This window comes from Gluconobacter potus, from assembly GCF_015244705.1.
In the GTDB taxonomy this organism is placed as follows: Bacteria; Pseudomonadota; Alphaproteobacteria; order Acetobacterales; family Acetobacteraceae; genus Gluconobacter; species Gluconobacter potus.
Map to the genome: position 1 here is coordinate 95,157 of NZ_JABCQF010000009.1, position 7,592 is coordinate 102,748.

Consider the following 7,592-nt stretch of genomic DNA (forward strand, 5'->3'; position numbering starts at 1 on the left):
TGCAAAGCGCCATAACGGCTTAACTCCGTGAGTGAAAATATCCGGGTGGCTATTGCACGCGGTGCCCCCGGATCTTCTGGGCGAAAGGGTTACCGTGCTGAGGGGGACGTGTGACCCAGCAGTTCGAATTCCCCAGCCTCGGCAGAGACCGGTTTCAGCACATGCCAGCGATACATCCGGTGCGTGGCGCCTTTCGGTAGCAGGAACGGACGTGTCTGGTGCTTCCAGGGGAATGCTTCACCCGTCCGGTGATCCACCACCTGCCACGTCCTGTTGTCGTCGGACGCCAGGATCTCCCACGCGGAAGGCGCGAGATCGGGGCTGCCGGTTGATGTGACGGTGTAGGCCAGGGCCGATGCGTCTGCCGATACAGTGACCGTCACATCCGTACCACCAATGGGTGCTGATGTGAGCGCGTCATTGTCGAACAGCGCGTCCGGCCCGGTATGCGTCGCGCCCGGGACATCTGCCAGATCGACCGCTGGGCTCGGCGTCTGTCCGGCCGGTGTCAGCGACGGCAGGGAGGCATCCGGTGAGCTTCCCCAGTGCGAGGGTTGTGGTCCCATCTGGAAGGTCAGATCACCACCCTCGGCAATTTCGTCATGGCTCAGCCACCAGCGCGTCAGCGGCCTGCCGTTCAGGCTGACGGACTGGACGAAGCGGTTGCGGTCGCTCACGCCCGGAGCATGAACCGTAAGGACCCGATCCTGCCCGACCGTCAGGCGCATGGTCTCAAAGCGCGGTGCACCGATGGCGTAGGTCGGCGTGCCCATGCGCAGGGGATAGAAACCTGCCGCACTGAAGACCCACCAGGCGGACATCTCGCCATTGTCCTCATCCCCCGGATAACCCTGCCCGATCGCCGTTCCGCGATACAGCCGGTTCATGACGTCGCGGATCTTGTCCTGCGCTTTCCAGGGCTGCCCGGCATAGTCATACATATAAAGGATATGATGCGCGGGCTGGTTGCTGTGGCTGTACTGACCCATGCGGATATCGTGCATTTCCCGCATTTCATGGATCACCCCGCCGTAATCGCCCGTGTGGTAAACGCCGGGCGTCGCGAAATATGCGTCCAGCTTCCGCGCCAGCCCATCGCGGCCGCCGTAGAGACTGGCGATCCCCTGTCCATCCTGAACGGGATCGAACGCCATCGTCCAGGCATTTGTCTCGGTATAGTCGCCGCCCCAGGCAAGCGGATCGAACTGCGCTTTAGAAGCTCTCCACCGGCCATCCGGCCGACGGCCAACGAAAAATCCAACCTCGTTATCGAAGAGATTGACGTAATTCAGCGCCCGGTTGTGCAGGTACCAGCTTTCCGCCGCATAATTGGCATGGGCCGGGCTGTCAGCCGGAGTGGAAGCGGCCAGGGACGCGGCCATCTCGCCGAGGGCAAAATCATTGAGGGTCGCAGCATTGGACCAGGACAGCGCCTCGTCCGTGTCGGTGTCGGTATAACCCCGGAATGCCGAGCGGTTGAGACCCTTCCGCCCGACGCCAGGATCATCGGGCATGACGGTCGCATCTTTCAGACCGGCGCGATAGAACGAAGACGCATCGAAATTGCGGACGTGCTTGTCATAGGCATCCGCGAAAGCCACATCCGCGCTCGTCCCGGTCATGAGGTCCGCATAACCGGGTGAGGACCAGCGTGCGATCCAGCCGCCTTCACGGTATTGCTGGACGAAACCGTCAATGAGTTGCCCGTCTTCTTCCGGCGTCAGCAGGGCATAGGCGGGCCACGCCGTGCGATACGTGTCCCAGAACCCGTTATTGACATAGAGCGGCCCGTTTACGACCGGAACCCCGGTCTGCGTCGGGCTGTCGGGATGCAGCCGCACCCCAAACGGGCTGGCATGCCGCAGGCGCGGCGCACTGGCGGTGCCGACATTTTCCGCCGCGTTGTTGGGATAGAGATACATCCGGTAGAGATTGCCGAAGAGCGTGCGCTGTTCGTCTAGTGGGGCGCCAGGGATCTGCACGCGAGCAAGCCGACTGTTCCACGCTCTTTTCGCTGTGTCCGCTACGGTTTCGAGCGTAGCGCTGGCTGGTAGTTCGAGTGCGAGGTTATGACGCGCCTGTTCGAGGCTGATAAGCGACGTGGCGATCCGGATCGTGACGGTCGGGTCCGTCTTCGTGTCGAACGCCGCCCAGGCCTGCACGTTGTCCCGCTTCTGTCCGCTCAGGCGCCCCTGTGCGATGGCGCGACGGTCGAATTCAAGATGGACATACATCCGGCTCGCGCCAGTGGAGAGCTGGCTGGCGACGTCCGTGTACCCGTCGGCGCTGCGTCCGTCCGGAGCAATTTTCAGGCTGCCCTGATTGGTGATGTTGTCGAAGACGACCTGCCCTTGAACTGTGCCCGCGGGATAGCGGAAGCGCAGGATTGCGGCATGATCGGTCGGGGCCATCTCAGCCACAATCCCGTTGTCCAGCGTAACGGCATAACGGTAGGGCAGGGCGGTTTCGTGGTCATGCGTAAAGCCGATAGCGCGCGTTGTCCGGTCTGCGGAGGGCACGTCGGGTCCGGGCGCGGGCATAATCTGGAAGGTGTCGTGATCGCCCATCCAGGGACTGGGTTCGTGGCTGAGAGACAGGGCTTCGAGACGCGGGTGGTTATCGGGGCCGTTGTGCTCCTGATACTGGTAAAGCCAGTTGGAGTTGCCACGCGTCACGGGCGTCCAGAAGTTGAACCCGTGAGGGACAGCGACGGCAGGGAAGTTGTTCCCCCGCGAATAGTGGCCGTTCGCATTGGTCCCGCGTCGTGTGTCCACAAGATCGGCCGGTGTCAGGCTGCTCGGATCGGGAGTATCCGTGATGGAAACCGCATCGAGATAGACACGCCGGGCTTTCCCTTTGGGTGCGCGGGACGTGAGTTCAATGGCGGCGACGGTTCGGCCCGCAGCGACCTCGCCGAGAGGAACATCAACCAGTGTCCACTGATTGGGGTAGAGCGCCCGGCCTGCTCCCTGACCCTGCGCCGTCAGTTCGGCTCCGGACAGATCGCGGGCACCGAGCGTAGAGGCACGGGTTCCGTCCGTGAACAGGACGTCCAGGCTGGTATAGGTGGCTTCATCCGTCAGGGACAGCGGATCGGCGACCGGGAAAATCGCGTAGGTGAGGTGGGAATGCCTGTCGATGGAGATGTCGCGACCGGGTTTCGCAATGATCGTGTGAACAGAGGCGGCTGCTGCATCAAGGCGAAGCGTCTTCGTTCCGATCAGGCCGCTGCCGGCACGGGCCGTAATGACCTCCTCCTTTGTAGGACCATCGGTGCTGGAGAGAGCCCAGCCCGACCCGGAACCCGTCTGGACCGCGAGGGGCGCAGACATGTCCGAAAGGCTTGAGGGGACGGGGGCTGAAAAGGCTTGCGGTACCCCCATGGCGATTGTCGCCATGAGGAATGCCGCGTGCGAATAGGATCGCTTGGTTATATTTTGCATCACGCCTTACAGTGTTGCCGTAACTCCGAAGCGGAATGCCCGCCCGAGAACACCATTCTGGGCCCAGGACGAATTGTAAAGGTAGGAACCGTAGGTGCCGAAGTCATACGGAGCCTTGAAACCGGCCAGATTGTAGATGTTGACGTAGCCCGCCCACTGTTTGTTGAACTGGTAGTTCACAGTCATGTCGATGTCCCAGAAGTGGCGGACATTGCACTGTGAGGGATAGAAGCTGCTGACGTCCTGATAGAGCGCGTATTTGCAGTTTCCGGCCGTGCCTGGACCATCGTTGTCTTCCGCCGTGCCGTGATAGCCGCTGGTGTAATAGACCGTGAACGTCGTCGAGAGCTTGTTCCACGTGAAGGTATTCTGCCAGTTGGCGCGCCAGCGCGGCGTACCTGATGCCGAGGTTGTGTTCCACGGGCCTTCGGTTCCGGCAAAGCGTTCCACGCCCACGCCCGGGATGGTCTGGTTGAAGCGGTGCACCCATGTCGCGTGGCCGTTGCTGTACCAGTTGATCATCTTCAGCGGACCGGGCAGGCGATGGCTGATCGAAAGATTGAGATCAACGCCGTCGGTCATCATGCTGTCGGCGTTGATATAGGAGGATTCAATGATGCCGGCGCGGCGTGGTGCGTCAGGATGCAGCGGATCCGCAACATCGGGGATCACGGTATCGCCGTCGATCGTGACCGTCTTGTTGGTGTTCAACGCCTCGTAAGCCGATGCCACGGTGGCTGCCGGGATCGGATTGGAGACAATGACGTTCTTCTCGCGGATGTACCAGTATTCCGCACTGAACGTCATCCATGGGACGGGATGGAAGACCGGTCCGCCCGTGAAGGTATTGTTCGTCATGGGCTTGAGGTTCGGGTTGCCAATGCTTTCGCCACCCAGGCTGTAGGCCTGAGCGTAGTCGTCCTTGGTCCCGTTGGCGTTGAGGTGCTGGTTGATCCAGGTCAGGTTCGAGGGGCCATAAGACGTGTAGCCAATTGTGGTGCCGTTTGTTTCGTAGAAACTCGGGACCTGGAAGCCCTGCGACCATGTTCCGCGGAGCATGAACTCCTTGGTCGGTTTGAAGGTGACGCCGATCTTCGGAGAGAAGTGGCTGAAGCCCGTGGAGTAGGAGTCGTAACGCCCCTGGAAATCGGCGTTCAGCATTTTCACGATCGGCGCATTCAGCTCGAAATATCCGGAATAGACGTAACGATGGCCGATCGCGCTGAACGGATTGATGCCTTCATACTGGTCGTTGACGTCGTTGGGATCGATCGGGTTGGCATTCGGAGCGTTGAAGCCTTCGTAGCGGACGTTGGTTCCGACAGCCAGGTTCAGCATTCCGCCCGGCAGTCGCACCAGCCCCTTGGTGACAGAAGCCTGCCAGGAATATTCTTCCGTCTTGGAGTGGACGATTTCCGTCGGCGCGATGGCGCGCTTTGCCGCAGTGGAGTTTGCGGCCTGATCAACGAAATTATACGTGCCGTTTTCGATCGCATAATCAAGATCGGCGATATTGATATTGTTGTCATATCTGGTGGAAAGGTCGGTATTCATGCCGACAAAACTGGAATCATAGTTCCAGTCCCCGCCCCAGTTGGAAGGTTCCCAGCCGGTCAGATGCATGGAGCCGCGATAGTTCTGCGAAAACTGGGTTTCGGCCGTGGGATCGATGAAACGACCGTAAATCTGTGCGCTTTCGCCGAGAGACGCATAGGGATTGTTGGGGTTCAGCGAACCATTCGGCAGATAGGCAGGGGCAAGCACGCCTTCGCTTGTTCCAAGCTGGGACTGTGTGTTGGCGTAGAATGCGCTCGGGGTGCCCGTATAATAGGACAGGTTCTGCGAGTAGGTGAACATGCTCACCAGTTTCGCACGCGGACCAAGCTTGACCGTGAGGTGGGCAGTTGCTTCCACGCGGCGGTCATAAGGTGAGATGACGCCGTATTTCGAGACCTTGTCCTGTTGGCACATGGTGCTCACCGACCCCGTCGGCGTACCGGCAACGTATCCGGAATGAGCCCCTGACAGTCCGTTGCAGCCGGAGGTGGGATTCAGCAACTGATAGCCGCTGAGTGCTTTGCCGTTGCTATCGACAGCCTGCGCCACGGCGCCTGTGGTCTGCGTGACGGCATTGGTAAATGTGCCGTCGGAACCCAGCAGGTTGCCATCAGCGTTTCCGCCACCAATGCCCGTGAGGTTGCTCGTATTGTATGGATAGCCGAGCTGGCTGTTGGTGATCATGTCATCGGACTGGTATTCCGAGTTGACATAGAAGTTGTAACCATCCTTATCCAGATCGCCCACGCCGTAATTCGCGTAGAGTCGCTGATGGCCGCCGTAGCCGCCCTGGTTGAGGCCGCCTTCAGCGTTGCCTTCGAAACCCTTGATCTGTTCGCGCGTGATCATGTTGATAACGCCGGCAACAGCGTCAGCGCCATAAAGTGCCGAACCGCCGTCCTGCTGGACGTCAATGGTCTGCACCAGTGACGAGGGCATCCAGTTCGTGTCGACGAAGTTTCGTGCGCCGTCGTCACCTGCGGGATAATAAGACAGGCGCATGCCATCCATCATCACAAGCGTCGCGGACGTCTGGAGTCCGCGCAGAGACGGTGCGGATGCGCCACCCGCGAAGGCTCCATTGGCGGAGAACGCGTTCGTCAGGTTGCCCGAACCGTTGGACGACAGAAGCTGAAGAGCGTCAGTCACGGTCTTGATGCCGCGCTGCTGAAGCTGCTTGGCAGTGATCTGTTCGATCGGCGAGGCGCTGCTCAGGTTCTTGTCGTGGAACAATGTGCCCGTGACAACGACGCTCTCGGCATGTGTCGAATTTACGCCGGTATCGGCAGCATTTTTCAATGTCGCTTTGCGCGATGCTGCGGTAGTCGATGTTTTGCTCGTTACAGAGCGGCTGGGCACCTTGTTCTGTTTCGTCTTGTCAATGCTGTCCTGCGCGGTATTGACAGCCTGGGCTCGCGCTGGGCCGGAAGGGGCCGCGACAGCGATACCGGTCAACGCAGAAAAGGCGAAAAGCATAACGTTTCGACGAGAGGTTGGCCTGACTTTCATAAAAAACAGTCCTCAAGCTGGGTAGGAAATTGGGGATCAGTAACGGAAAGCCATCGTTATGAAACAATAACGTGTTTCGGTTCATAACTTGGCTCGACCGTTACAAAAACTGTTAATTCTTACAAAAAATCATCGAACATAAATTTAAGAAAAGGTGTTGCATAAAAGCATACATATTTCATGACTGTAACTTATGATACAATATGTATCCATTGTGCAGCGAACGTTTGGAAGGGCATCAAGAGATGTCTTTCCGAAACGGGTGGCGGCGTGTGAACGACCCTTGAGCGCCGTCGCGTGAGGTCCTTCCGGTCTGATTTCGGTTCCTGTGTGATGAATTTTGCTTTGCGTCAGGAACGAGTGGGCGGTTCCGGGCTGTTGCTCTGCGCGTAGTTTCATATCATCACTGGCCGCCGCATCGGTGGTCTTCCGTCTATGGATCGGACTGAATTCCAGTCGATGGCGACACGGGATTTATAGCCAAAGAGTGTGATAGTGCAGTCTGTCGAGGGGATCGTCCTCTCATCCTGTCGTTTTACTTTGGTGAACTGCAGGGGGCATCGGGCATGTCGGTTCTTGTGGGACCGTTTTGCCGGTTTATCTTGTCGGTATTCGGGATACACTTCTCCCGAAGATCAACCTTCCCAGCATGAGTGTTACGCTGTTTTTGGCGCCGCCATTAGTGTGGTGTTTGGGATCTGGCCTGACATCGGCAGGGATCCAGCCGACTGCACCATGGCATCGAACCGGTTGAAGAGTTTTTCAATATCGCCCGTCTGGGCCAGACGTTCGCGAAACAGGCAGATCTTTTTGGCATCCGGCACATGATCCGATGCCCCCAGGACCGAGAAAGCGCCAGAAGGACAGGCGGTCGCTGACAGATATTCCGTACCGGGTCAAAGGGGAGACGCCCTTCTTTGTTTGCGTCCGCATAGGACACAGCCTTTTCCCGCCGGGTCGGCCGTTTTGGATAGCAGACCTGCGGAAAGGTCTTTGGAGATGGACAAGAGGGGGCTTTATGCCATCATCCGGCGAGTTCTGTTCCCTGACTGTGGAAAATAAATCGCATGAGCCTGTGTTTCA

At 58.8% G+C, this 7,592-nt stretch carries 2 protein-coding genes and 1 pseudogene; all 3 read right to left on the reverse strand.

Translation table 11 applies throughout. The features are described 5' to 3' along the window. Positions 1 to 89 precede the first annotated feature (89 nt). Entirely contained in the window at positions 90 to 3,398 is a 3,309-nt protein-coding gene (locus tag HKD31_RS12420; protein ID WP_228120636.1) for a GH92 family glycosyl hydrolase, read from the reverse strand. Positions 3,399 to 3,449: 51 nt separating this feature from the next. Beyond that, positions 3,450 to 6,299 carry a TonB-dependent receptor plug domain-containing protein gene (locus HKD31_RS12425; protein WP_194265252.1) on the reverse strand — a complete coding sequence of 950 codons (2,850 nt, stop codon included), beginning with the start codon at positions 6,297 to 6,299 and terminating at the stop codon, positions 3,450 to 3,452. Positions 6,300 to 6,896: 597 nt separating this feature from the next. Then, positions 6,897 to 7,458 (reverse strand): annotated as a pseudogene (locus tag HKD31_RS16100) (transposase); the annotation flags it as partial. Positions 7,459 to 7,592: the final 134 nt, after the last annotated feature.

What these genes read in the sequence shown, in the direction of transcription:
- HKD31_RS12420 (WP_228120636.1), bottom strand. Translation starts at nt 3,398, where the DNA reads ATGGCGACAATCGCCATGGGGGTACCGCAAGCCTTTTCAGCCCCCGTC.